The following is a 24813-nucleotide window of genomic DNA, read 5'->3' on the forward strand; positions in this document are numbered from 1 at the left end:
GACCACGCCTTGCAACACGAGCCTTCACCAGGGAGCTTCGACATGCGAACCGAACACCGCCTGCTGCTGCCCTCCCGGCGCCGTTTCCTGAGGCTGGGGGGCGCCGCCCTCGCCGCGCCCTTCGTCATCACCGGTCCGGCCCGCGCGGCCGGCCAGGTGATCGTCCGCACGCCCGGCGGCGCCTATGACGACATCATGCGCCGCCACGTCTACGACCCCTTCACCCAGGAGACCGGCATCACCGTGATGCCGGTGGCGGCGACGGTCGCCAAGCTGCTCGCCATGTTCAAGGCGAACAACGTCGAGCTGGACCTGATCGACACCGGCGACGGCCCGCTGGTGACGCTCGGCCGCATGGGCGCGCTCGATCCGGTGGACTATGGCAGCTGGAAGTGGACCAGGCCCGAGGATGTCGGCGCCGAGTACCGCAGCGAGACCCGGGTGGCGAACTTCGTCTACGCCACCGTGCTCGCCTACAACAAGGAAAGCTTCCCCGACGGCAAGCACCCGAAGGGCTGGGCCGAGTTCTGGGACGCGGAGAAGTTCCCCGGCCCGCGCATGCTGGCCGACATGGCCACCAGCGCGCCTGACCTGGAGTTCGCGCTGATCGCCGACGGCGTGCCGCGCGACCAGATCTACCCGCTGGACGTGGACCGCGCCCTCAAGTCGCTCTCCCGCATCCGCCCGCAGATCCGCAAGTTCTGGGACACCGGCGCGCTCTCGGCGCAGATGCTCTCCGACAAGGAGGTGGTGCTGGGCTCGATCTGGAACGGCCGCCTGCAGACGCTGATCGACAAGGGCGCCCCGCTCGGCTTCGACTGGACCGGCAACATGATCCAGGTGCAGGCGCTCGGCGTGTTCAAGGGCTCGCCCAACAAGGCCAACGCGCAGCGGCTGATCGACTTCATGATGCAGCCCGCGGTGCAGGCCAAGTATTCCAAGGACCTGCAATACGGCCCGACCAACCAGAAGGCCTTCGACATGCTGCCGGCCGACCAGGTGGAGCGCATGCCCGGCAGCCCGCGCTCCAGGGAGACCGGCTTCATGCGCAACGTCGAGTGGTGGGAGTCGAACCGCGACAAGGTGAACCGCGCCTGGTCCCGCTGGATCCTCGGATGAGGGAGGAGGGCTTCGCGGGCGTCCGCCTGGAGCGGGTAAGCAAGGCCTACGGACCGGAGACGGTGGTCAGGGAGATTTCCCTGGCCATCCCGCAGGGCGAGTTCTTCACGCTGCTCGGACCCTCGGGCAGCGGCAAGACCACCACCCTCTCGATGATCGCCGGCTTCACCCTGCCCAGCCAGGGCAGCATCCATATCGACGGCCGGGACGCCACGCGCGCCCCGCCGCGCGCGCGCGGCCTCGGCATGGTGTTCCAGAACTACGCCATCTTCCCGCATCTCGACGTGTTCGGCAACGTCGCCTTCCCGCTCACCGTGCGGAAGGTGCCGAAGGCCGAGGTGGCGCGGCGGGTGGCGGAGGCGCTCGCCATGGTGAAGCTGACCGGCCTGGAGAAGCGCTTCGCCCGCCAGCTCTCCGGCGGGCAGCAGCAGCGCGTGGCGCTCGCCCGCGCCATCGTCGGCCAGCCGCGCGTGGTGCTGATGGACGAGCCGCTCGGCGCGCTGGACAAGAACCTGCGCTACCACATGCAGGTGGAGATCAAGGAGATCTCGCGCCGCCTCGGCATGACCGTGGTCTACGTCACCCACGACCAGGAGGAGGCGCTGACCATGTCGGACCGGATCGCCATCATGGACCGTGGCCGCATCGCGCAGATGGGGCCGCCGCGCGAGGTCTATGAGCGCCCGGAGAGCGCCTTCGTGGCGAAGTTCCTCGGCGAGGCCAACCTGATCCGCGCCCGCAGGCGGGACGGCGCCCTGCGCGGCGCGGGGGCGGCACGCTTCGAGGTCGCCGCGGACCGCCCCGGGCTGGCGGAAGGCCAGGTCTTCGTGCGGCCGGAGAAGGTGCGGCTGCTGCCGGAGGGCGCCGCGCCGGCGGCCAACCAGGTGGCGGGCACCGTGCGCCACACCGCCTTCCTCGGCAACGTCGTGCGCTACGAGGTGACGCTGCCGGAGGGCGAGGTGATGCTCTGCGACGCCACCAACGCCTCCGGCACCGTGCTGCGCCAGCCGGGCGAGCCGGTCGGCCTGGCCTGGAACGCCGCCGACGCCCTTCTGCTGGAGGGGTAAGCCCATGCCGCTCCGCCATTTCGCGAAATGGGCGCTGATCGCGCCCGCCCTGGCGCTGCTGCTGCTGCTCTTCATCACGCCGATCGGCTGGTTCATCGCCGAATCCCTCGCCGAGCTGGGCAGCGCGAGCGAGGTCTGGCTGGAGGCGAAGGCGGTGCTGGGCTCGCGCGCCATTCTCGGCGCCATCCTCAACACCAACGGCATCGCGCTCACCGTCACGCTGATGGTGCTGGCGATCGGCTATCCGCTCTCCTACGCGCTCTCCCGCGCGCGGGGGCTGGCCTTCTCGCTGGTGCTGATCTGCGTCGTCATCCCCTATTTCACCAGCGTCATCGTCCGCACCTATGCCTGGATGGTGATCCTCGGGCGCAACGGGCTGATCAACCAGGTGCTGCTCGGCCTCGGCCTCGCCAGGGAGCCGGCGGACCTGCTCTACAACCGCACCGGCGTCATCATCGGCATGACCTACGTGCTGCTGCCCTACATGGTGCTGACGCTCTACGCCGCCATGAAGGCGGTGGACCCGCGGCTGCTGCAGGCGGCCGAGGGCATGGGCGCCGGCCCGCTCACGGTCTTCGCCAAGGTCTTCCTGCCGCTCACCCTGCATGGCGTGACGGCGGGCGCGCTGATCGTCTTCATCCTGGCGCTCGGCTTCTTCATCACGCCCGCGCTGATGGGCGGCCCGGGCGACGTCATGATGGCCATGCTGATCGAGCGCGAGATCGAGCTGTCGCAGAACTGGCCGGTGGCCGCGCTGATGACCATCGTGCTGCTGGCCATCACCCTGCTGCTCTACGCCGTCTATGCCCGCTTCGCCGACCGCACCGAGGAGGGCTTCGCGCGATGACCGGCTCCATCCTGCGCCTCGCCGCCATCCGCCTGCTCGTCGTGCTGCTCTGCACGGCGATGCTGGCGCCCATCGCCATTGTCGTGATCGCCTCCTTCAGCGGCGACGGCTACCTGAAATTCCCGCCCGACAGCCTCTCGCTGCGCTGGTATCTCCGCTTCCTCGGCGACCCGCGCTGGCTGGCGGCGCTGTGGAACTCCTTCCTGGTGGCGGCGATGACCTGCCTGCTCGCCACCGCGCTCGGCTTCCTCGCCGCCTATGCCATGGCGCGCGGCCATTTCAGCTTCCGCCGCGCCATCACCGCGCTGCTGCTGATGCCGCTGATCGTGCCGCATGTGGTGACGGCGATCGCCATGTACTTCCTTTCCGCCCGGCTCGGGCTGATCGGCGTCCGGCCCTGGATCGCGGTGGCGCACAGCGTCGTGGCGCTGCCGGTGGTGCTGGTGATCCTGCAATCGGCGCTCAAGACGGTGGACCCCAACCTGGAGCGCGCGGCGATGATCTTCGGCTGCACGCGCGCGGGCGTGTTCCGCCGCGTGGTGCTGCCGCTGGCGCTGCCCGGCCTGGTCTCGGCGATGCTGTTCTCCTTCCTCACCTCCTTCGACGAGCTGGTGATCTCGCTCTTCCTCGCCGGCATCCGCGCCGAGACGCTGCCGGTGCGGATCTGGAACAGCCTGCTGCTGGAGGTGGAGCCGACCATCGCCGCGGTCAGCGCCCTGCTGATCGGCGTCACCTGCCTGGCGCTGCTCGCCGAATGGGCGGTGCGCCAGGCGCGCGAGCGGAGCGCCACCGCCACGCGGTGACGCCCCCACCCTCGGAACGGCAGGGCCTCAGGCGACGGCCGCCTCCGGCCAGGCCGCCGCCCAGGGGCGCGCCGCCTCCAGCACGCCGCCGAGGCGCAGCAGGTCAAGGTCCGCGCCCCAGCGGCCGACCAGTTGCACCGCCGTCGGCAGGCCGTCCGTGCCGAAGCCGGAGGGCACGGTCAGCGCCGGATGGCCGGTCAGGTTGAAGGGATAGACGTAGCTGCTCCAGCCCTGGCGGGTGATGCCGCAGCGGACGCCCTCCACCTCCACCTCGTCATGGGCGGCGTCGAAATCCGCCGGCAGGGCGGTGCGGCTGAGGGTGGGCGTCACCAGCAGGTCGTAGCGCTCGAACAGGCCCTGGATGGCGCGGAACAGGCGCGTGCGGGCGAACTGCGCCTGGCGGAACTCGTGCAGCGAGAAGCCGTCGCCGCGCTGCATGAAGGCGAGCAGCGTGGGGTCCATCTTCTCCTGCCATTCCGGCAGGTGCTTCGCCATCGCGACGGCGAAATTGGCCTGGTACATGATGCGGCCGGGGAACTCGATCCAGTCGATCGCCTCCGCCACCGGCTCCACCATGGCGCCCTGCCCCTCCAGCACGGCGAGCATGGCCCGCGTGTTCTCCGCCATGTCGGCGGCGAGGCGCGGATTGGCCGCGTGCTCGATGAAGCCGATGCGGAGGCCGGAAAGATCATTGCCCGCCAGCGCCGGGCTCAGCCGGGGCGCCGGCTGCGCCGCCATCGTCCAGGGGTCGCGCCCGGTCGGGCCGGCCATGGCGGCGAACATCACCGCGGCGTCGCCGATGCTGCGCGCCATCGGCCCGGCATAGGTGTAGTTGGCGAAGGCGTCGGCCGCCGACTGCCAGGGCACCGTGCCGAGCGTCGGCTTGAGCCCGACGATACCGCAGCAGGCGGCCGGGATGCGCACCGATCCCGCGCCGTCCGTGCCGAGCGCGATCGGCCCGACGCCCGCCGCCACCGCCGCCGCCGCGCCGCCGCTGGAGCCGCCGGAGGTGCGCGACAGGTCCCAGGGATTGGGCGTGGTCCCGAAGGCGGGGCCGTCCGTCAGGCCCTTGTGGCCGAACTCCGGCATGTGGGTCTTGGCGAAGACGATGGCGCCGGCCGCGCGCAGCCGCTGTACCAGCACGTCGTCGGCCGCCGCCGGCGGCTGCCCGGCGAAGATGGCCGAGCCGTGCGCGGTGGTCAGGCCGGCGACGTCCACCTGGTCCTTGATGCTCACCGGCACGCCATGCAGCGGGCCGAGCGGCCCGCCCTGCATCACCGCGGCCTCGGCCTGGCGGGCGCCTTCCAGCGCCGCCTCCTCGGCCAGCGCGGCGAAGGCGTTCAGCCGCGGCTGCGCGGCGCGGGCGGCGGCCAGCACGGCCTGCATGTACTCGACGGGGGAAAGGCGACGGGCGCGGATCAGGCCGGCGGCGCGCTGCGCGGTCAGCCGCAGCAATTCGGTCTCGGGCATGGAGCCTCCTTGAATCTGCGCCGTCCGGGAATGCGGCGCTTGACGTGGGGAGCAGCCTGATATCGGATATATCATCTTTCAAGTCGCTTCCGGCCAGGACCTCGCCAGAAGGTCGCCGGACGGAAGGGCGCGCGCCCTTCCAGGGAAACACGCCGGACCAACGGCACCGGGCCCGCCCGGTGAAGCCGCCGCGAAAAGGGAGAGCTGAGCATGATCCGAGAAGGCTTCAACAGGCGCAGCCTGCTCGCCGGCAGCGCCGCCGCCATGGCCTTGCCGCTGATCGGCATGCCGCGCCCGGCGCGCGCGGCCGGTGGGCAGGTCACCGCCGTGCTGGAATCCGAGGTCGTCATCCTCGACCCGCACATGACCACCGCCGCGATCACCCGCACCTTCGCTTATCACGTCTTCGACACGCTCTTCTCGATGGACTCGGCAGGCAATATCCGCCCGCAGATGGCCTCCGGGCACCAGGTCTCGGAGGACGGGCTGACCTGGACCATCCCCCTGCGCGACGGGTTGCTCTGGCATGACGGCGCGCCCGTCACCGCCGCCGACTGCGCTGCCTCGCTGGCGCGCTGGGCACCGCGCGACGGGCTCGGGCGGATGATCATGGCCGCGGGCGCCAGCTTCGCGGCGAAGGACGCGAAGACCGTCACCATCGCGCTGAAAGAGCCCTTCCCGCTGATGCTGGACGTGCTGGGCAAGCCGAATGCGCCGGTGCCGGTGATGATGCCGGAGCGCATCATCAAGGCGGCGGGCGACCAGCGCATCAAGGAGATCACCGGCTCCGGCCCCTTCCGCTTCCGCCCCGACCTCTGGCGCACCGGCGACAGCATGGTGCTGGAGCGCAACGACAAGTATGTGCCGCGCGAGGAGGCGCCCGACTTCCTCTCCGGCGGCAAGCGGGTGCAGATCGAGCAGCTGCTGCTGAAGGTCATGCCGGACGACACCACCGGCGCCAACGCGCTCGCCGCCGGCGAGATCGACTACATGCAGTATTTGCCCTTCGACTTCCTGGGCCTGTTGGAGCGCAACAAGGATGTGAAGCTGATCGGCCTGGGCGGCATCCACATGTTCCAGGGCAATTTCCGCCTGAACCATGCGAGCGGCCCCTTCGCCGACCCCGCGGTGCGGCGCGTCCTGTGGAAGCTGGTGGACCAGAAGGCGACCCTGACCGCCATCGGCATCCCCGAGAAGTTCCGGGTGGATGCCTGCGGCTCCTTCTTCATGTGCGGCACGCCGCTGGAGACCGAGGCGGGTGCCCGTGTTGCCAAGCTCGACATCGAGGGCGCGCGCGCCGAGCTGAAAAAGACCGGCTACAAGGGCGAGCCGGTGATGATGCTGGAAGTGTCCGGCTCCATCTCGCAGACGGCCGGGCACGTGCTGGCCGAGAACCTGAAGGCGGCCGGCTTCACCGTGGAGGAGCAGACCATGGATTGGGGCACCGTGCTCGCCCGCCGCAGCAAGAAGGAAGGCTGGAGCCTCTATCCCGTCTATTCCAACGGCGTGGACATGATGTCGCCGCTGAACCACTTCTACATCGGCAACAACTGCGTGGACTACGCCGGCTGGAGCTGCGACGCACGGATGACGCGGCTGTTGGAGGACTTCGTCAAGGCGCCCGACGCCGCCGCCCGCAAGGACATCGCGGGGAAGATCCAGGAGATCGCCTACGAGACGGTGCCGAGCGTGATGTGGGGCCAGTTCTCGCGGCCGGCCGGCTACCGCGCGCGGCTGAGGAACATGATCGAGTCCAGCTTCCCGATGTTCTGGCAGGTGGAAGTCTGAGAGACAGCCTGGGGGAAGGAATTCCCCCAGACCCCCATCTTTCTTCTGCCCGTTGGCGTTGCGCCCGACGGCGCCGCCAGCTCTTCCCGCCAAGGACCTCCGATGCCCCTCGACCGCGCAACCGTCGAAGCCGCGCTGCCGGACCTCGACGCCCGCCTGCCGCTGCCCGGCCTCTCCGCCCCCGCCACCGTTCTGCGCGACGAATGGGGCATTCCGCACATCCGTGCCGCGACCAGCCGGGATGCCTGGATGGCGCTGGGCTTCGTCCACGCGCAGGACCGCCTCTTCCAGATGGACCTGACCCGGCGCCGCGCCATCGGCCGTGCCGCCGAGTGGCTGGGCGCCCCGGCGGCGGAGAGCGACATCCTGGTGCGCCGCCTCGGCATGGAGGCCGCCTGCCGGCGCGACTTCGCCGCCCTCGGCGGTGCCGCGCGCGAGATGCTGGAAGCCTACAGCGCCGGGGTGAACGCCTGGATCGGCGGCGGGCAGCCGAGGCCGGTCGAGTACGCGCTGCTGCAGGACGCGCCGGACCTCTGGGAGCCCTGGCACAGCATCGCGGTGATGCGCCGGCTCGGGCTGCTGATGGGCTCGGTGTGGTTCAAGCTGTGGCGCGCCGCCGCGCTGCCGGTGGTGGGGCCGGAAGGCGCGGCCAAGCTGCGCTACGACGACAGCGGCGCCGACCTGCTGTGCATCCCGCCCGGCGCGGAGGCGGAGCGCCTGCAGGCCGACCTGGCCGCCCTGGCCCCTGCGATCCGCGCCCTACTGGAAAGCATGGGCAAGAACACCGGCGGCGACGAGGTGGGTGGCGGCAGCAACAACTGGGCGGTGGGACCAACGCGCAGCGCCACGGGCCGGCCGGTGCTGGCGGGCGATCCGCACCGCGTCTTCGAGATCCCGAACATGTATGCGCAGCACCACCTCGCCTGCGACGCGTTCGACATGATCGGGCTCACCGTTCCCGGCGTGCCGGGCTTCCCTCACTTCGCCCACAACGGCCAGGTCGCCTACTGCGTCACGCACGCCTTCATGGACATCCACGACCTGTTCCTGGAGCGGTTCGACGCGGATGCCAGCCATACCGAGGCGCCCGACGGGCCGGCGCCCGTGATGCGCCGGCGCGACAGCATCCGCATCCGGGGTGGCGAGGCGCGCGCGTTCGAGATCGTGGAAACCCGGCACGGCCCGGTGATCGCCGGCGATCCCGCGAGCGGCAGCGCCATCGCGCTGCGCTCGGTGCAGTTCGCCGAGACCGATCTTTCCTTTGAGTGCCTGCCGCGCATGACCACCGCGAGCGGCGTGGAGGCGCTCTTCGAGGCGACGCGCGGCTGGGGGCTGATCGACCACAACCTGGTGGCGGGTGATACGGAAGGCCATATCGGCCATCTCGTGCGTGCCCGGCTGCCGCGCCGCCCGCGCAGCAACGGCTGGCTGCCGGTGCCGGGCTGGATGTCCAGGCATGACTGGCAAGGCTGGATCGCGCATGAGGAGATGCCGCGCAGCCTCGACCCCGAAGGGGGCATCATCGTCACCGCCAACAACCGCGTCGTCGCCGACGATGCGCATCCCGACTATCTCTGCACGGACTGCCACCCGCCCTATCGCGCGCGCCGCATCGCCGCCCGGCTGGCGGAAGGGGGCGCCTTCGCGCCGGAGGATGCCGCCGGCATCCATGCCGACACGCTTTCGCCCAACGCCCTGCTGCTGCGCGAGCGGCTGGCCGCCTCGCCCGCCCCCGAGGAGCCCGCCGCGGCGGCGCTCCGCGAGCGCCTGCTGGCCTGGGACGGCCGGATGGAGGCCGATGCCGAGGCGCCGCCGGCCTATATCGCCCTGCGCAGGGCGCTGACCGCGATCCTGGCGGAGCGCAGCGGCCTTGCCGCCGCGGGCGCAAGCCCGCTGGCGCAGGTTACGCCGGGGATCGCGCCGCAGAACCAGCTGTGGTGGACATTGCCCGAGCTGCTGCGCCGCGACGATGCCAGCCTGCTCGGCGGCTGGAGCTGGCGAGAGGCCTTGCAGGCCGCCCTTGCCCGCGCCGCCGCGGCGCCCGCCGGAGAAAGCTGGGGCGCGGTGCACCAGCCGCGCTTCACCCATCCGCTCTCGCCGCTCTTTCCCGAGGCGGCGGCGCTGCTCGACCCTCCCTCCCGGCCGGTGGGCGGCGATGGCGACACGGTGCTGGCCAACGGGCTGCTCTGTGCCGGAGGGCCGACCGCCACCTACGGCGCGCTGGCGCGCTACGTCTTCGACGTGGGGAACTGGGATGCCTGCCAGTGGGTGGTGTTCCATGGCGCCTCGGGCCAGCCGGGCAGCGCGCATTATGCCGATCAGAACGAAGCCTGGTCGGCCACGCGGATGGTGCCCATGCGGTACGCCTGGAAGGGCATCGAGCAGGCGGCACGTCACCGCCAGGACCTGGTGCCGGCGGCGTGAACGCCTCGCCTGCCGCGCAGCCCCCGCAAGGGGCGCGAGAAGCCGCGGGAAGCACGATCCCTGCACAGCAGGCAGCAAGCACCGGCTTGCGGTCCCGCTGATATATCAAATAGTCTTTCCTGGAACCAAGCCGCCGAGGAGGCAGGGTGCGGAAGCTCGACGCGGACCGAAATGCCGGCAGCATCTCCATTGAAGGCCTGACCAGGCGCTTCGGCGCGGTGCATGCCGTCGACGGGGTTTCACTGGACATCCGCGCCGGCGAGTTCCTGGCCCTGCTCGGTCCCTCAGGCTCCGGCAAGACAACCATCCTGATGTCCATCGCCGGCTTCGAATATCCCGACGAGGGCCGCATCCTGCTCGGCGGCGAGGACATCACCTGGCTGCCGCCGAACAGGCGCAACCTCGGCATGGTGTTTCAGCGCTACACGCTGTTCCCGCATATGAGCGTGCTGGAGAACATCGCCTTCCCGCTGAAGATGCGCGGCCTCGGCCGCGCGGAGCGGGAGGAGCGGGCGCGTGCGGCCCTGCGCACCGTGCGGCTCGATCAGCTGGGCGAGCGCCGCCCGGCGCAGCTCTCGGGCGGGCAGCAGCAGCGCGTGGCGATCGCGCGCGCCATCGTCTATCGCCCCCGCGTGCTGCTGATGGACGAGCCGCTCTCCGCGCTCGACAAGAACCTGCGCGAGGAAATGCAGATCGAGATCAAGCACCTCCAGCGCGAGATCGGCATCACCGTCGTCTTCGTCACGCATGACCAGACGGAGGCGCTGACCATGGCCGACCGCGTGGCGGTGCTCGACCACGGCCGGCTGCAGCAGCTCGGCGCCCCGCGCGAGCTGTATGAGGCGCCGCAGACGGAGTTCGTCGCCGGCTTCATCGGCGAGACCAACTTCTGGTCCGGCAGCGCCGCCGCCGCCGCCGCGCCTGGCGAAGCGGTGGGCGTGCGGCTTGAGGGCAGCGGCGTCATGCCCGCCCTCGCGGTTTCACGGGTGGCGGCCGGCGACCGCGTGCGGCTCGCCTTGAGGCCGGAGCGGCTGCGCATCCTGCCCGGCGCCGCCGAAGGCGTTCCAGCCCTCGTCACCGAGGCGATCTATGCGGGAAACGCAACGACGCTGATGCTGGAAGCGGCGGGCGGGCAGGTGCTGCGCCTGCGCATCCCGGCCGGCGCCGGGCTCCCTGAGGCCGTGGCCGGCGAGGCCGTCACGCTCGGCTGGCAGGCCGCCGATGCGCGCGCCTTCGGGGTGGCGCCGTGAGCCGCCGGCCCTCGCGCTTCATGCTGGGCGGGCGCCGATTCAGCCCGGCGGCGAGCCTGGCGCTGGCGGCGCCCTTCCTGCTGCTGCTTCTGGTCGTTTTCATCCTGCCGCTGGCGACGCTGCTGCATGAAAGCCTCTTCGTGCCGTCGCCAGGCCTCGGCAACTACGCGCATGCGCTGGAGGAGCCGGTCTATCTGCGGGTGATGCTGCGCACGCTGCGCATCGCCTTCCTGGTCACGCTGCTGGCGCTGGTGCTGGCCTGGCCGCTGGCCTGGGTGATGTCGCGCAGCCGCGGGCTCGGGCTGGCCTTGCTGGGCGCGGCGGTGCTGCTGCCGCTCTGGACCTCGGTGCTGGTGCGCACCTATGCCTGGATGGTGCTGCTGCAGCGCAACGGCGTGATCAACCAGATGCTGGCGCGGCTCGGCCTGATCGAGCAGCCGGTGCGCCTGCTCTACACCGAGGGCGCGGTGGTGCTGGCCATGGCGCATGTGCTGCTGCCCTTCATGGTGCTGCCGCTCTATTCCGCGCTGAAGGGCATCCCGGAGGATTATCCCCGCGCGGCGCAGATGCTGGGCGCCTCGCCCTGGGCCACCTTCCGCGAGGTGGTCTGGCCGCTCTGCCTGCCCGGTGTCACCTCGGGCTGCCTGATGGTCTTCCTGCTGGCGCTGGGCTTCTTCGTGACGCCGGCGCTGATCGGCGGGCCGCAGCAGATGATGATCGCGACGCTGGTTTCCCAGCAGGTGCGCGAGCTGCTGGACTGGCCCTTCGCCGGCGCGCTGGTCGGCATCCTGCTGGCCTTCGTGCTGGCGCTGGTGCTGCTGTTCCGCCGCGCCGTGCGGCTCGACCGCTTCGTGGGGCAGGCATGAGCGGCGGCGCCCCGAACCGCGCCGGGCGAATGGCGGTGAACGCCGCGGCCTATGCCGTGACGGTGTTCCTGTTGCTGCCGACCCTCATCATCATCCCGATGTCGGTCGGGCCGGAGCGCTTCCTGCGCTTCCCGCCCGCCGGCTTCTCGCTGCGCTGGTATGCCGAGTATTTCCGCGACCCGGACTGGGTGGCCGCCACGCTGTTCAGCCTGGAGGTCGCGCTGCTCACCGCGCTCTGCGCCACGGTCGCCGGCACCATGCTGGCGCTGGCGCTGGTGCGCGGGCGTCTGCCCGGGCGGGGGCTGGTGGAGCTGCTGGTGGTCGGGCCGGTGATCGTGCCGCATGTGGCGCTGGCGGTGGCGATGTTCCTGGTCTTCGAGCGGCTGCGGCTGACCGGCACGCTGCTGGGCTTCACCATGGCGCATACGGTGCTGGCGCTGCCCTTCGTGGTCTTCACCGTGCTGGCGGCGCTCTACCGCTTCGACGCCGAGCTGGAGCGGGCGGCGCTGTCCTGCGGGGCCGGGCGGCTCGCCACCTTCCGCCATGTCACGCTGCCGCTGATCGCGCCGGGCGTGGTCTCGGCGGCGCTGTTCGCCTTCATCATCTCCTTCGACGAGCCGGTGGTCTCCTTCTTCATCTCGGCGCTCGACCGGAAGTCGCTGCCGCGCAAGATGTTCGAGGACATCGACTACAACATCTCCCCCACCCTCGCCGCCGTCGCCACCATGCTGACCGCGCTGACGGTGCTTGCCCTGCTGCTGGGCTTCGTGCTGAAGCGCGCCGCGGAGCGGCGTGCCGCGGCAAGGAGTGGCTGAGGATATGGCGGAAGCAGCGCAGGTCATCGATTTCGTGGCGCCGGTGGGGCGGGAGAACCTGGCCGGCCGGGTCTATGAGGAGCTGCGCACGGCGCTGTTCGAGGGGCGGATGCGACCCGGGCAGCGGCTGAAGATCCGCGACCTGGCGGCGGCGATGCAGGTTTCGGAGACGCCGGTGCGGGAGGCGGTGGTGCAGCTCGCGCGGGAGCGGGCGCTGCGGCTGGAGGCGGCGCGCTCGATCACCGTCGCCGGGCTGACGCTCGACCAGTACCTGGAGCTGCGCACCATCCGGCTGGAGCTTGAGGGGCTGGCGGCCGAGGGGGCGGCGCTGCGCATCGGCGAGGCCGGCATCGCGGCGCTGGACGCGGCGCACACGGCGCTCACCGCCGCCGAGGAGGCCGGCGACGCGGTGGCCGCCAACCGCGCCAACTGGGCCTTCCACCACGGCCTGTACCGGGCGGCGGCGATGCCCGAGCTGCTGACCATCGTGGAGAGCATCTGGCTGCGCAACGGCCCGATGCATGCCTTCCTCTACCCCGATGCGCGGCCGAGCTATCCGGGCCGGCACCGGCACCTGGACATCATCGAGGGCCTGCGGGCGCATGACCCGCTGGCGACGCGGGCGGCGCTTTGCGCCGACCTGACCGAGGGCGGCGCCAACCTCGTGGCGCTGCTGGGCCGCATGGAGGGCGCATGACCATGCTGCGCTGCCCTCGCAACGGCCGAACTGGCAGAAAGAAGAAGGGGGCCCGGGGGAATTCCTTCCCCCGGCCTTCCGCAAACAGGGAAGCTGGGCAATGGAACTCAATCGCAGAGGACTTCTCGCCGCTTCGGCGCTGACCGCGCTTGGCGCGCCCCGACTGGCAAGGGCGCAGGGCAAGGGCGAGGTCATCATCGCCGCCACGGGCGGGCTGATGGAACGCAGCCTGCAGGAGCATTTCTACAAGCGTTTCGAGCAGGAGGCCGGCATCCGCGTCCGCTCGATCCCGATCGAGCTGCCGGACCAGTGGGCCCGCGCGCAGGCCGGGGCGCGCAGCGGCAACGTGCCCTTCGACATCGTGACGGCGACGCCGCCGGACCTGATCCAGCACGCCGAGATCCTGCAGACCATCGACTGCAAGGGCATGCCGGGCATCGTGGCGCATGCGCTGCCGAACGCCTGCTTCGACAAGGGCATCATCCGCACCGCCGGCGGCATGACGATGGTCTGGAGCAAGAAGGCCTTCCCGGACAAGGGCCTGGCCTCCTGGGCGGATTTCTTCGACGTGCAGAAGTTCCCCGGCCCCCGCTCACTGCCCGACACCGGCGACCGCGAATGGTGGGTGCCGCTGGCCGCATTGATGGCCGATGGCGTGCCGCGCGACACGCTCTTCCCGATGGACCTCGACCGCGCCTACCGCAAGCTCGACACCATCAAGCCGCACGTGGCCGCCTGGTGGAAGAGCGGCGACAACTGCATGCAGATCATGCGCGGCGGCGACGCGGTGATGACCATGGCCTATTCCAGCCGCTCCGTGCCGCTGGCCAAGAGCGGCGAGTTCGACTTCACCTGGAACCAGGCGATCCGCGACGTCGGCAACTGGGCGGTGCTGAAGGGCGGCCCGAACACGCAGAACGCCCTCAGGTTCCTCGACTTCTTCGTGCAGAACGCGAAGGAGCACCTGGCCTTCAGCGAAAAGGTCAGCTTCGACTCCAACAACCGCGAGGCGCCCGCGCTGGTGCCGGAGGCCGAGCGGCGCTTCCGCCCCTCCTGGCCGGAGAACTGGGACAAGCTGGTGATCGCCGACTATGACTGGATCGCCCAGAACCGCCCGGCGCTGCGCGAGCGCTGGGTGACCTGGCTGACGGCCTGACGCACCGATGCTGGTCAACGACCCCGAGGCGGCACACTGGCCGGTCGACCCGTCGCGGCTCGACCTGGTGGAGGAGTTCCGCCGCAAGCCGCGCGGGCCGCACAGCGACGCGCTGCAGAAGCTGCTGCACCGGATGCGCTGGTCGGGCGTTGGCCGGCGCCACGTGCTGATCGTGCTGGAGCCGAACCGCCGCTGGATGCTCGGGCGGATGCCCGGGCGCCGCGGCGCGCCGGTCGAGACCTTTCCCAACCGCGTCTTCACCGATCTCGCCGCCGCCGAATGGGCGGTCTTCGTCCTGCGCTGGGAGGCGCTGACGGGGCAGAAGCTGGAGGATGGAAGCTCCGCCGCATGACCGACACCACCGCTGTTCTCGGCTATGCCTGGCCGCTGGTCGTCTCGCCGGGCGAGGAGGTCGCCTTCCATCTTTCCAGCGCCAGCCTCGTGGAAGCCGAGTCCACGCTGCTGCGCGTTCGCTGCGGCGACCCCGATCCGGATGGGCCGGGGCTGCGCTTCACCACGCCCGGCGCGCCGGTGGACGGGCGCGTGGCGCTGCGCCACCAGCCGCTGCATCCCGGCTCCTGCGCCATCGTGCCGGATGCGCCGGCGCTGCGGCGGACGGGCTCCCTCTCGGTCGGCTGCTTCCTTTGGCCGACCGCGCCGCTTTCCGGCCCGCAGACCATCCTTTCCCGCTGGCGCGAGGATCGGCGGGAAGGCTGGCGGCTTGGCCTCGATGCCGAGGGGCGGCTGGAGTTCGAGGTCGGCGGCGATGGCCAGTCCTGGCGCGTGACGGCGCCGCAGCCATTGCTGGAGCGGGAATGGGTTTTCGTCGGCGGTGTGCTGGATGCCGAGGCCGGTGAGCTCCGCGTGGTGCAGCAAAGCCTGGACTCCCAGGCCGGGCGCGACCGCAGCGGCGAAGCCATTGCCGCCGGGCCGAAGGCCCTCTCCTGGCCGGAAGCAACCGCCCTCGTCATCGCCGCCCAGGCGCGGGAGGGCGGCGATGCGCCACTCACCGCCCAGCATTTCGACGGCAAGATCGACCGGCCGCGCCTGCACGCCACGGCGCTGGATGCCGCCGCGTTGCGCGGCCTCTGCGAAAGCCTCGCGCCGTCGCCAGGCGACCCGGACCTGCTGGCCGCCTGGGACTTCTCGCGCGACATTCCGACCGGCCGCGTATTCGACCTTTCCGCCAACCGGCTGGACGGCACCCTGCGCCATCTGCCCATGCGCGGCATGACCGGCGCCAACTGGGACGGCCGCACGGTGCAATGGACCGAGGCACCGCATCTCTACGGCGCCATCCATTTCCACAGCGACGACATGCACGACGCCGGCTGGTCGTCGGACCTGCGCCTCACCATCCCCGAGGACTGGCGCAGCGGCTTCTACGCCCTGCGCCTGCGCGCGCGGCAGGGTTCGGACGACCCGGTGGAGAGCTTCGTCGCCTTCTTCGTCCGCGCGCCGCTCGGCAGGCCGCGCGCGCGGCTGGCGCTGGTGGCCAGCACCGCCACCTTCCTCGCCTATGCCAACAGCGCGCTGCGGCTTGACCAGGTGCATGCCGAGGCCATGCTGGAAGGCCTGCTCGCCCTCTCGCGCGACGATGTCTATCTGCAGGAGCACCGCGAACTCGGCCTCTCCACCTACGACACGCACAGCGACGGCAGCGGCTGGTGCTATTCGAGCGCGAAGCGGCCGATCCTGAACATGCGGCCGCGCGGCGCCACCTTCAACTACGGCAACGACACCCACATCATCGACTGGCTGGAGCAGATCGGGCAGGACCACGACATCATCGCCGATGACGACATCCACCGGCACGGCGCGCAGCTTCTCGCCGGCTATGACTGCGTCATCACCGGCTCGCATCCCGAGTATTTCAGCCGCGCCATGCTCGACGCCTTCGACGCCTACCAGCGCGGCGGCGGGCGGCACATCTATCTCGGCGGCAACGGCTTCTACTGGCGCATCGGCTGGCACCCAAGCCAGCCGCACACCATGGAGATCCGCCGCGGCATGAACGGGCTGCGCACCTGGGAGGGCGAGGCGGGGGAGAACGCCCTCTCCTTCACCGGCGAGCCCTCCGGCCTCTGGCGCAGCAACGGCCGCCCGCCGCAGCGGCTCGTTGGCGTCGGCTTCGACGCGCAGGTCTTCACCCGCTCCTATCCCTATCGCTGGCGGGAGGAGGCGCGCGACCCACGCATCGCTTGGCTGGTGGAGGGGATCGACCTGGAGAAGCCGCTCGGCGACGCGGGCCTGCGCGGCGGCGGCGCGGCGGGGCTGGAGGTGGACCGCGTGGATGCCACCCTCGGCTCGCCCCCGCACCTGCTCTGGATCGCCACCGCCGACCAGCTCGACTACGGCGGCGTGCCCACGCTCGAAGAACTGCGCACCCTGCACCGCGGCACCATGGGCGACCAGAACGCGCGCGTCCGCGCCGACGTCGCCTTCTTCCCGACGGCGAAAGGCGGCGCGGTGTTCTCCACCGGGTCCATCGCCTGGGCCTGCGCTCTCTCCTGCAACAACTACAACAGCAGCGTCAGCCGCCTGACCGGGAACGTGCTGCGGCGCTTCCTCGACCCCCGGCCCTTCGAGGGCTTCGACTGACGGCCAGGGAGGACACCGCCTTCCCTGCACCCACCCGCCGCGACGCGCCAAGCACCGAGGAACGGACCATGCAACGGACCCCCATCAGCACCGAAACGCCGTGGTTCCGCCTCGAATCCGACGAAGGCGACTGGGCCGCCGAAGATCCGGCCGACCTCGCGCGGTGGATGGAGCAGCTCCTGCTGATCCGCCGCTTCGAGGAAAAGATCCTCGACCTGCACGGCCAGGGAATGATCCACGGGCCGGCGCACGCCTCGATCGGGCAGGAGGCCGGCGCGGTCGGCGCCATGTCCGTGCTCGGCACGCAGGACAAGATCAACGGCACCCACCGCGCCCATCACCAGATCCTCGCCAAGCTGCTGAACAGCGCCCTCCCCGAGGGCTACGACCCCCGGCAGGACGCGCCGCCGGAGGAGGCCGGCACCCTGGTCCGCCGCGCCATGGCCGAGATCATGGGGCTGGAGGAAGGCTTCTGCGCCGGGCGCGGCGGCTCCATGCACATGCGCTGGGCGCCCTCCGGCATCGTCGGCACCAGCGCCATCATCGGCGCCAACCTGCCGCACGCCGTGGGCTATGGGCTCGCCGACAAGGTGCTGGGGCGCGACAACGTTTCCGTCGCCTTCTTCGGCGACGGCACGCTGATGGCCGGCCAGTCGCTGGAGGCCATCAACCTCGCCGCCCTCTACCGCCTGCCCGTCATCTTCTTTCTGGAGAACAACTTCTACGCCGTCTCCACCCATGTCCGCGAGCAGACGCGCGAGACGCGGCTGACCTCGCGCGGCGCCATGTTCGGCGTGCCCAGCGTGGAATGCGACGGCATGGACCTGCTCGCGGTACGGAGCGCCATGCGCTGGGCGGTGGAAACCATCCGCGAGGGTGGCGGCCCGGTCTTCGTCGAGGCGGTCTGCTACCGCTTCCTGCACCAGAGCGGGCCGCTGCTCGGCAGCCAGTTCGGCTATCGCGACAAGGCCGAGGAGGAAGCCTGGCGCGCGCGCGACCCGCTGGCCACCATGCCGGCGAAGCTGAAGGCCATGGGCGTGCTGGATGAGGCCGGCCTCGCCGCGCTGGATGCCCGTGCCCGCGAGATGGTCGAGACCGCCGCCGCCGCGCTCACCGAGGTGCCGCGCGATTCGAACAGTCTGCAGGTGCGCGGCGGCGCCTATCCCGATCCCGCGCGGGTGGACGAGGGCATCCGCGGCGACCTCTCGGAGCTCGCCGGCGAGCGGTTCTCGGAAGCCGAGCAGGTGCCGCCCGAGGCGCGTGCCGAGCAGAAATACATCGAGGCCGTTGCCGCCGTGCTGCTGCGGAACATGGAGCGCGACCCGCGCATCGTGCTGATCGGCGAGGACGTGCACCGGCTGCGCGGCGGCGTCACCGGCTCCTCCCGCGGGGTGATGGAGCGCTTCCCCGAGCGCGTCTTCGCCACGCCGATCTGCGAGAACGGCTTCACCGGCATGGCGCTCGGCGCCTCGCTCTGCGGGCTGCGGCCCGTGGTGGACATCATGTTCGGCGACTTCTGCATCGTCGCCGCCGACCAGATGTTCAACGGCATCGGCAAGTTCGCGCACATGTTCGGCGGCGGCTTCGGCGTGCCGGTGGTGGTGCGCGCGCGCGTCTCGCCGCAGACGGGCTATGGCTCGCAGCACTCGATGGACCCCTCGGCGCTCTTCGCGCTCTATCCCGGCTGGCGCATCGTCGTGCCTGCCACGCCGCACGACTATGTCGGGCTGATGAACGCGGCGCTGCGCTGCGACGACCCGGTGCTGGTCATCGAGCACCAGGACCTGTTCCAGACCACCGGCCCGGTGCCGCGCGACGACCTCGACTTCTGCCTGCCGCTCGGCCGCGCCCGCATCGCCCGCGCGGGCCGCGCCTGCACCGTGCTCACCTATGGCGCCATGGTGGCGCCCTGCATCGGCGCCGCCGAGGCCGCCGGGGTGGATGCCGAGGTGGTGGACCTGCGCAGCCTCGACCCCACCGGGTTGGACTGGGAGACCGTCACCGCCAGCATCCGCCGCACCAACCGCGTGCTGATCGCCGAGCAGACGGCGCGCGGCACCAGCCATGGCGCGCGCCTGGCGCAGGAGATCCAGGAGCGCTGCTTCGACTGGCTGGACGCCGAGATCCTGCGCGTTTCGGGCGGAGAGGCCGCGCCGGTGGTGTCGCGCCCGCTCAACATGGCGGCGCTGGGCAATGCCGCCAAGGTGGAGGCGGCACTGCGCCGGCTGGCGGCCTGAGCGGCAGCCATCACCCTGGATCGTGTTCTCGGGATATGATATATCAAGCTCAGCCATGCCGCAGGACAGCCCGATGCCGGAGCCGCTTCCCCTCGCCAACCATTCCGTCGATGCCGAGCTGCGCCAGCGGGCCCGGCAGGTCATCCCCGGTGGGCTCTGGGGTCACCTGAACGCCGCGCGGCTGCCGGAGGGCTATCCCCAATACTTCGCCTCGGCTGAGGGCTGCCGCCTGCGCGACGTGGACGGGCGGGAGTTCATCGACTTCATGTGCTCCTGGGGGCCCGTGGTGCTCGGCCACCACCACCCTGCCGTCGAGGCCGCCGCGCAGGAGCAGGCGGCGCGGGGCGACTGCATGAACGGCCCCGCCCCGGTGCTGGTGGAACTGGCGGAGCTGCTGGTCGAGATGATCCCGCATGCCGACTGGTGCCAGCTCGCCAAGAACGGCACCGACGCCACCACCACCTGCGTCACGGTCGCCCGCGCCGCCACCGGCCGGCGCAAGGTGCTGGTGGCGCGCGGCAGCTACCACGGCGCCGTGCCGTGGTGCTCGCCCTCCGTGGCCGGCGTCACCGCCGAAGACCGTGCCCACCTGCTCACCTTCGAGTACAACGACCCTGCAAGTCTGGACGCCGCCGTCGCCGAGGCGGCGGGCGATTTCGCGGCGGTGATCGTCACGCCCTTCCGGCATGATTTCGGGCGCGAGCAGGAACTGGCCACGACGGCTTTCGCGCGGCACCTTCGCGAGGTGTGCGACACCACCGGCGCGGCGCTGATCCTGGACGACGTGCGCGCCGGCTTCCGCCTGCATCTCGGCGGCTCCTGGGAGACGCTGGGCGTGCGGCCGGACCTCGCCGCCTACAGCAAGGCGATCGCCAACGGGCATCCGCTCGCCGCCGTCACCGGGCGCGAGCGCTTCCGCGAGGCCGCCACGCAGGTCTATTCCACCGGCTCCTTCTGGTGCGGCGCGGTGCCGATGGCGGCCGCCATCGCCACCCTGCGCGAGTTGCGGCGCATCGACGGCCCGGCACGGATGCGGGCCTTGGGAGAGCGGCTGCGCGAGGGGCTAGACCACCTGGCGCGGCGGCATGGCCTCGCGATCCGGCAGACCGGCCCGGCGCAGATGCCGCTGATGACCTTCGCCGATGATCCGGAGTGGCGGAAGGGCGACGCCTTCTGCGCCGGGGCGCTGCGCCATGGCGCCTACTTCCATCCCCGGCACAACATGTTCCTCTCCTGTGCGCATGGGGAGGTCGATATCGATCAGGCGCTGGAAGCCGCGGATGCGGGCTTCCGCAGCGTCAGCGCGCTGATCTGAGGCTCAGGGCGCGCCGGATGCTCTCCGGCAGGCTTGCGGAAGCCTGTCACGTGGGGCCGGCAGATCATGCGTGCCGATTCCGGCCGCGGATCTTCACGGCCCGCTGCTGCATCCTTTCGCAGAGTCGCAGCTTGTGGAGAAGCGCCGCGCCACGGTGAGAATGCTCGCGTTCTGGTGAACGAGTTCTGTTTCTTGCTGAGCCATCAAGCGATTCGCGGATGGTGGCGGCATTTTCATGAAAAAGCATTTGTCGGACGCGCAGGCTCCTGCTGCTTTGCAGCACAACCTGCCCGGCGATCCTGTCGCCTGTCCGCCTCCGCCCTCCCTTTCCAGGAGGCGCGCTTCGTGACGCTTCTCCGGACCGGTCTTGCATCTCCAGGCAAGGGACGGTCATGCCACTTACAACACGCCGCCGGTTGCTCGCTGCAACCGCGCTGGTCGCCTTCTCTTCACAGGCGGTCGCGCGCAGCGTCACGGGGCGCCTGCCCTGGTCGCCGAACGAGGCCTATCCCCCCGACGTCGTGCGGCCCGGCGGATGGCTCTTCCTGCGGCCGGAGGAAGCCGCGACGCTGGACGCGATCGTCAGCCGCCTGATCCCCGCCGACGATCTCAGCCCGAGCGGCAAGGATCTCGGCTGCACCGTCTTCATCGATCGCCAGCTCGCCGGGCCCTGGGGCACCTACGAGTGGCTCTACATGCAGCCGCCCTTCGCGGAGAAGCCGCTGCCGACGCAGGGCATCCAGTCGCCGCTGGTGCCGCAGCAGCAGTACCGCAAGGGCCTGGCGGCGCTGACCGCCCATTGCCGCGATGCCTTCGGCGGCAAGACCTTCGAGCAGCTCTCCGCCGAGGAGCAGGACACGCTTCTGCAGGGCATGGAGAAGGGCGAGGTCCACCTGCCCGGCCTGACGGCGCCGCAGCTCACCACCACCATGTTCTTCGCCCAGGTGCTCGACAACACGATCGAGGGCTTCTTCGCCGACCCGATCTACGGCGGCAACAAGGACATGGCGGGCTGGAAGATGATCGGCTTCCCCGGCACCCGCTACGACTTCCGCGACGTCATCGCCAATCCCGGCAAGCCCTACACCAAGCCGCCCGTCTCCATCATGGGCCGGCCCGAATGGAACGGAAAGCCCGCATGAGCCGCCTGCCCAAGAAGGATGTCGTCATTGTCGGGCTGGGCTGGACCGGCTCGATCATGGCGCATGAACTGGCGATGGCGGGGCTCGACGTCGTCGCCATCGAGCGCGGCCCGTGGCGCGACACCGCGGCCGACTACAACATCGGCACCGCGCCCGACGAGCTGCGCTACGCCGTCCGGCAGGACATCTTCCTGCGCCCGGCGCAGGACACGCAGACCGCGCGCAACAGCCCCGACCAGATGGCGCTGCCGATCCGCAAGTACGGCTCCTACCTGCCGGGCAATGGCGTCGGCGGCGCCGGCGTGCACTGGAACGGCCATACCTGGCGCTTCTTCCCGAGCGATTTCCGCCTGCGCTCCCATTATGTCGAACGCTATGGCGCCGGCATCATCCCCGAGGACTGCACCGTGCAGGACTGGCCCGTCAGCTATGACGAGCTGGAGCCGCATTACGACTTCTTCGAGAAGGTCAACGGCACCTCGGGCAAGGCGGGCAACCTGAAGGGCGCCATCCAGCCCGGCGGCAACCCCTTCGAGGGCTGGCGCTCGGACGAGTACCCGACCAGGCCGCTCTCGCCCAACCTGGCGCAGACCATGTTCCAGAAGGCGGCGACGGATCTGGGCATGCACCCCTTCCCGCTGCCGTCGGGCAACATCTCGGAAGCCTATACCAACCCCTACGGCGTCCGTCTCGCGCCCTGCACCTATTGCGGCTTCTGCGAGTGGTTCGGCTGCGCCAACTATTCCAAGGCCAGCCCGCTGACCTGCGTGATGCCGGCACTGGTCCGGCAGCCGAACTTCGAGGCGCGCACGCTCTGCGAGGTGACCAGGGTCAACACCACCCCGGACGGCAAGATGGCGACCGGCGTCACCTATGTGGATGCCGACGGGCGCGAATGGGAGCAGCCCGCCGACCTCGTGCTGCTCTGCGCCTATGCGCTGTTCAACGTGCGCCTGCTGATGGTCTCCAAGATCGGCGCGCAGTACGACCCGGCCAGCAACACCGGCACGCTGGGGCGCAACTACGCCTACCAGACCAATGCCGGCTCGGTCGGCTATTTCAGCAAGGACACCAACTTCAACTCCTTCGCCGGGGCCGGCTCGCTCGGCATGATGGCGGACGACTACAACGGCGACAATTTCGACCATACCGGCCTCAGCTTCATCGGCGGCGCCAACATCAACTGCACCACCACCAACGCCCGGCCGATCCGCACCCACCCGACGCAGCCGGGTGCGCCGAAATGGGGCTCGGCCTGGAAGCGAAGCATGGTGGACACGGTCAACCACTACCAGTCGGTCGGCACGCAGGGCAGCTCGATGGCCTATCGCGACTGCTACCTGGACCTCGACCCGACCTATACCGACCGGCTCGGCCGCCCGCTGATGCGCATGACCTTCGACTTCAAGGAGAACGACCTGAAGATGTCGCGCCACGTCGTGGACAAGACGGCGGAGATCGTGCGCGCCATGGGGGCGGAGAAGGTGACCACCAGCTACAAGAAGGGGCCGTGGAGCGTCGTCCCCTACCAGACGACGCACAACACCGGCGGCGCGGTGATGAGCAGCACGCCGCGGGATGGCGTGGTCAACCGCTACACCCAGCACTGGGACGTGCCGAACCTGTTCGTCGCCGGAGCCTGCCTGTTTCCGCAGAACGCCGGCTACAACCCGACCGGCACCGTCGGCGCGCTGACCTACTGGGCGCTGGAGGCGATCAAGAACCACTACCTCAAGAACCCCGGCGAGGCGCTGGTGCAGGCATGATGCGCAGCACGATCCTCGCGGCGACGCTGCTCGCCGCCACGGCCATGGCCACCGCCGCCAAGGCCGATCCGGACAACTTCACCGAGGTGCAGCGCGGCAGGTACCTCGCCACCGCCGGCGACTGCATGGGCTGCCATATCGGCCCGGACGGCAAGTCCCTGGCGGGCGGCAACCTGCTGGAGACGCCCTTCGGCAAGATCAGCGTGCCGAACATCACGCCGGACAACGAGACCGGCATCGGCCACTGGTCCGCGCAGGACTTCTACGAGGCGATGCACGAGGGCAAGCGGCCAGGTGGCACGCACCTCTACCCCGCCTTCCCCTATACCGCCTTCACCAAGATGCCGCGCGCCGACACGGACGCGATCTACGCCTATCTGCGCGCCCAGGAGGGCGTGACCAACAGGGTGGATCGTGACACCCTGCCCTTTCCCTTCAATATCCGCCTGCTGATGGCGGGGTGGAACTGGCTGAACTTCACCCCCGGCGCGTTCAGGCCGGACCCGCAGAAGTCGGCCGCCTACAACCGCGGCGCCTATCTCGTGGAGGGGCCGGCGCATTGCGGCCTCTGCCATACGCCCCGCAACTTCATGGGGGGCGACAAGGACGGCGAGCACCTGCAGGGCGGCGCGCTGCAGGGCTGGTTCGCCCCCAGCATCACCGCCAACAAGCGTCTGGGCATCGGCGCCTGGTCCGAGGCGGAAATCGTGGACTATCTCCGCAGCGGCCACACGGAGCGCGGCGCCGCGAGCGGGCCGATGGGCGAGGTGGTGGCCTATTCCACCAGCCGGATGACCGGCGAGGATCTCAGGGCCATCGCCACCTACCTGCGCGAACGCGGCGCGGCCGGGGCGGCGGCACCACAGCCGGTGGCCGCCGGCGACGCGCGCATGCAGGCCGGCGCGGCGATCTATGAGGACAGCTGCGCCGCCTGCCACACGCGGGACGGCAGCGGCGTGGCCGGCATGTTCCCGCGCCTGGCCGACAACCAGCTCGTGCAGCAGCCCGACCCCGCGGGCATCCTGCATGTGGTGCTGCAGGGCTCGCAGTCCGTGCCGACGCCGCAGGCGGTCACCGCGCCCGCCATGCCGTCGCTGCGCTGGCGGTTGACGGACCAGCAGGTGGCGGATGTCGCCACCTTCATCCGCAACAGCTGGGGCAATGCCGCGGCGGCGGTCACCACGGATCAGGTGAAGGCGATGCGCGAGGCCACGGCCGGCATCGCCATGCCGCAGCGCCACTGAACACGCCCTCCCGCGCCCGGAACCCCGGCGCGGGAGGGCCGTGCCGCCCGGCGGTGCCGGCGCCGCCGCCAGCCGATGTGGCCTGCGCTACAACTTTCCGCCCGGGCACCATGTTGAGCGAGGTTGCCACACCTTGCTCTCTGCGGCATTTTCCCGCCGCAATGCCCATCAAGGACCCCAAGCCCGGCCCTCCCCCGCCCCCTGAC

19 protein-coding genes are annotated in these 24813 nt (G+C 70.6%); 18 read left to right on the plus strand and 1 reads right to left on the minus strand.

What is annotated here, in order from left to right; genetic code table 11:
- Positions 1 to 42 precede the first annotated feature (42 nt).
- From E0493_RS04600 to E0493_RS04615, 4 genes are read left to right on the plus strand one after another with little or no spacing between them, the layout of a single operon-like run.
- Entirely contained in the window at positions 43 to 1119 is a 1077-nt protein-coding gene (locus E0493_RS04600) for an ABC transporter substrate-binding protein (RefSeq protein WP_160935753.1), read from the plus strand.
- Positions 1116 to 2186 (plus strand): ABC transporter ATP-binding protein, encoded by a 1071-nt coding sequence (locus E0493_RS04605; RefSeq protein ID WP_160935754.1) that lies wholly within the window; start codon positions 1116 to 1118, stop codon positions 2184 to 2186. Before E0493_RS04600 ends, E0493_RS04605 begins: the two co-directional genes overlap by 4 nt.
- 4 nt (positions 2187 to 2190) lie before the next feature.
- The gene (locus E0493_RS04610) at positions 2191 to 3033 is read left to right on the plus strand and encodes an ABC transporter permease (RefSeq protein ID WP_160935755.1); all 843 of its coding nucleotides are present in this window, start codon (positions 2191 to 2193) and stop codon (positions 3031 to 3033) included.
- Positions 3030 to 3836: an ABC transporter permease gene (locus tag E0493_RS04615; RefSeq protein ID WP_160935756.1), complete on the plus strand. Its 807-nt coding sequence runs from the start codon at positions 3030 to 3032 to the stop codon at positions 3834 to 3836. Before E0493_RS04610 ends, E0493_RS04615 begins: the two co-directional genes overlap by 4 nt.
- Before the next feature lie 27 nt (positions 3837 to 3863).
- On the opposite strand, the gene E0493_RS04620 is transcribed toward E0493_RS04615, so the two are convergent.
- Complete coding sequence (locus tag E0493_RS04620; RefSeq protein ID WP_160935757.1) at positions 3864 to 5306, minus strand: amidase; 1443 nt, start codon at positions 5304 to 5306, stop codon at positions 3864 to 3866.
- Between the two features lie 210 nt (positions 5307 to 5516).
- On the opposite strand from E0493_RS04620, the gene E0493_RS04625 reads away from it, so the two are divergent.
- The 14 genes from E0493_RS04625 to E0493_RS04690 all read left to right on the plus strand — a co-directional run bounded on the left by E0493_RS04625 (position 5517) and on the right by E0493_RS04690 (position 24607).
- On the plus strand, positions 5517 to 7094 hold the full coding sequence (locus E0493_RS04625) for an ABC transporter substrate-binding protein (protein WP_202396908.1): 1578 nt from the start codon (positions 5517 to 5519) through the stop codon (positions 7092 to 7094).
- Positions 7095 to 7196: 102 nt separating this feature from the next.
- Entirely contained in the window at positions 7197 to 9518 is a 2322-nt protein-coding gene (locus E0493_RS04630; protein ID WP_160935758.1) for a penicillin acylase family protein, read from the plus strand.
- Between the two features lie 146 nt (positions 9519 to 9664).
- Positions 9665 to 10768: an ABC transporter ATP-binding protein gene (locus E0493_RS04635; protein ID WP_160935759.1), complete on the plus strand. Its 1104-nt coding sequence runs from the start codon at positions 9665 to 9667 to the stop codon at positions 10766 to 10768.
- Positions 10765 to 11634: an ABC transporter permease gene (locus tag E0493_RS04640; RefSeq protein ID WP_367614455.1), complete on the plus strand. Its 870-nt coding sequence runs from the start codon at positions 10765 to 10767 to the stop codon at positions 11632 to 11634. Before E0493_RS04635 ends, E0493_RS04640 begins: the two co-directional genes overlap by 4 nt.
- Positions 11631 to 12449, plus strand: coding sequence for an ABC transporter permease (locus E0493_RS04645; RefSeq protein WP_235913592.1), 819 nt, complete (start codon positions 11631 to 11633; stop codon positions 12447 to 12449). The genes E0493_RS04640 and E0493_RS04645 overlap by 4 nt, the downstream gene beginning before the upstream one ends.
- Positions 12450 to 12453: 4 nt before the next feature.
- Positions 12454 to 13146, plus strand: a complete 693-nt coding sequence (locus E0493_RS04650) for a GntR family transcriptional regulator (RefSeq protein WP_202396909.1) — start codon at positions 12454 to 12456, stop codon at positions 13144 to 13146.
- A 100-nt stretch (positions 13147 to 13246) separates the two neighbouring features.
- Entirely contained in the window at positions 13247 to 14302 is a 1056-nt protein-coding gene (locus tag E0493_RS04655) for an extracellular solute-binding protein (RefSeq protein WP_160935761.1), read from the plus strand.
- Between the two features lie 7 nt (positions 14303 to 14309).
- On the plus strand, positions 14310 to 14654 hold the full coding sequence (locus tag E0493_RS04660; protein ID WP_160935762.1) for a hypothetical protein: 345 nt from the start codon (positions 14310 to 14312) through the stop codon (positions 14652 to 14654).
- Positions 14651 to 16903 (plus strand): LamG domain-containing protein, encoded by a 2253-nt coding sequence (locus E0493_RS04665; RefSeq protein WP_160935763.1) that lies wholly within the window; start codon positions 14651 to 14653, stop codon positions 16901 to 16903. Before E0493_RS04660 ends, E0493_RS04665 begins: the two co-directional genes overlap by 4 nt.
- Before the next feature lie 68 nt (positions 16904 to 16971).
- The gene (locus tag E0493_RS04670) at positions 16972 to 19140 is read left to right on the plus strand and encodes an alpha-ketoacid dehydrogenase subunit alpha/beta (RefSeq protein WP_160935764.1); all 2169 of its coding nucleotides are present in this window, start codon (positions 16972 to 16974) and stop codon (positions 19138 to 19140) included.
- Positions 19141 to 19213: 73 nt separating this feature from the next.
- On the plus strand, positions 19214 to 20455 hold the full coding sequence (locus tag E0493_RS04675; RefSeq protein ID WP_160935765.1) for an aminotransferase class III-fold pyridoxal phosphate-dependent enzyme: 1242 nt from the start codon (positions 19214 to 19216) through the stop codon (positions 20453 to 20455).
- 392 nt (positions 20456 to 20847) lie between these two features.
- Positions 20848 to 21597 (plus strand): gluconate 2-dehydrogenase subunit 3 family protein, encoded by a 750-nt coding sequence (locus E0493_RS04680; protein ID WP_202396910.1) that lies wholly within the window; start codon positions 20848 to 20850, stop codon positions 21595 to 21597.
- Entirely contained in the window at positions 21594 to 23363 is a 1770-nt protein-coding gene (locus E0493_RS04685; protein WP_235913593.1) for a GMC family oxidoreductase, read from the plus strand. The genes E0493_RS04680 and E0493_RS04685 overlap by 4 nt, the downstream gene beginning before the upstream one ends.
- Positions 23360 to 24607 carry a c-type cytochrome gene (locus E0493_RS04690; protein ID WP_235913594.1) on the plus strand — a complete coding sequence of 416 codons (1248 nt, stop codon included), beginning with the start codon at positions 23360 to 23362 and terminating at the stop codon, positions 24605 to 24607. The genes E0493_RS04685 and E0493_RS04690 overlap by 4 nt, the downstream gene beginning before the upstream one ends.
- Positions 24608 to 24813: the final 206 nt, after the last annotated feature.

Origin of the sequence: Teichococcus coralli (assembly GCF_009829925.1) — a bacterium.
In the GTDB taxonomy this organism is placed as follows: Bacteria; Pseudomonadota; Alphaproteobacteria; order Acetobacterales; family Acetobacteraceae; genus Pseudoroseomonas; species Pseudoroseomonas coralli.